This window comes from Ruania rhizosphaerae (genome assembly GCF_009805705.1).
GTDB classification, from domain to species: domain Bacteria; phylum Actinomycetota; class Actinomycetes; order Actinomycetales; family Beutenbergiaceae; genus Ruania; species Ruania rhizosphaerae.
Genome location: NZ_VSMB01000032.1, coordinates 1 through 1,325, shown reverse-complemented (window position 1 = coordinate 1,325; position 1,325 = coordinate 1). Strand labels below are relative to the sequence as shown.

The 1,325-nt window shown below is 60.5% G+C and carries 1 protein-coding gene; it reads right to left on the bottom strand.

Annotated features, from left to right (window positions below; all coding sequences use genetic code 11):
• Positions 1-1,293: SdrD B-like domain-containing protein (locus FV560_RS19930; RefSeq protein ID WP_200837846.1), on the bottom strand; the 1,293-nt coding region annotated here is incomplete at its 3' end.
• Positions 1,294-1,325 lie beyond the last annotated feature (32 nt).

Sequence of the window (1,325 nt, the reverse complement as noted above, 5' to 3'; positions counted from 1 at the left end):
CGTGAACGAGAACTGACCCGTGCCCTGATCCGGGTTCGAATCCACACCCTCGTCCACGCCAGCACCAGTCTGAGTCAACGGGTAATCCTGCCCATCAACCACCACCGTGGTCGGGAACTCGATCGTGTAATCAGTGCTGATCGGCAGATCAGTGAAGACGTAATACCCGTCCTCATCAGTGACCGTCGTGCCAACCACGTCCTCGTTCTCATCGAGCAACGTGACCGTCACCCCCTCAACCGGGGTCTCACCCTCATCCTGGACACCATCACGATCCTCATCAATCCAGACATAGTCACCAACCGAGACCAGGTCCGCGCCATAGATACCCGCATCGATCGTGTGGTCGACCTCACCGACACCCGGTGCAACCACACTGGCCCGGGCGACCAGCGGGTCATCAGTCCTGGTCGGATTCGAATCGAGCTCGTCCGGAACGCCCTCAGCCTGGGTGAGTGTGAACTGCAGATCATCCACAGACGGCGCACCAGGCAGTGTCGACGTATCCACCGTACTCACATCGAACTCGACGATGTACTCACCCCCCGGCTCAAGCGGATACCCACCCTCACCACCGAAGTAGTACTCACCGTTCTCGTCTGTCACAGTCTCGGCCAGAACAGTCTCACCATCAGCCGACAGCAACCGCACCGTCGCACCCGCAACCGCAGGCTCATCAATAGGATCCTGCTGACCATCCTCATCGGCGTCGAACCACACCCGATTACCGATCTGACTCGGCGCCTCAGCAGCCAGCAGCGACAGGTCACCCAGACCGCTTCCCTTAGCGAAATTGTAGGTCTCGTTCCCGGCGATCAGCAGTCCCCGGTCGAGCGGCTCGCTGCCGGGCCCGGTGCCGACCTCCCGGTCGTAGAACCCAATACCACCAGTGTTGAACAGGCCAGTCGCATCCATCGTGGTGTTCGCGACATCCGGCTCCCTGGGGTTGAGCGCCAGCCCACCCATCGAGTTCTCGAGGTGCATCACTGTCGAGCCGGGGTAACGGATGCTGGCATCGAAGAAGTCGCCCGGGAAGTACTCCACACGGTCGACAGGCTCACCGCCCGAGTTCGCCGGCGTGGAGTTATCCGCACACGAACCCGTGCCTTCCCACTCATACACACCATCGGTGAGACAGACCTTGTTGATGTCACCACCGACAATCACCCCGGTGATGGACGTTCGATTGTCCGGATCAGGACTGAAACCGTTCTGCACCAGCATGTCCGGCGTACGGTCACGGAAGCCGAGAACCATCGACCCGTCATTCTCGAAGACGACCGACGTCAGCATCGGCGTCGGGTACAGCGGGCCATCAGCAAAGT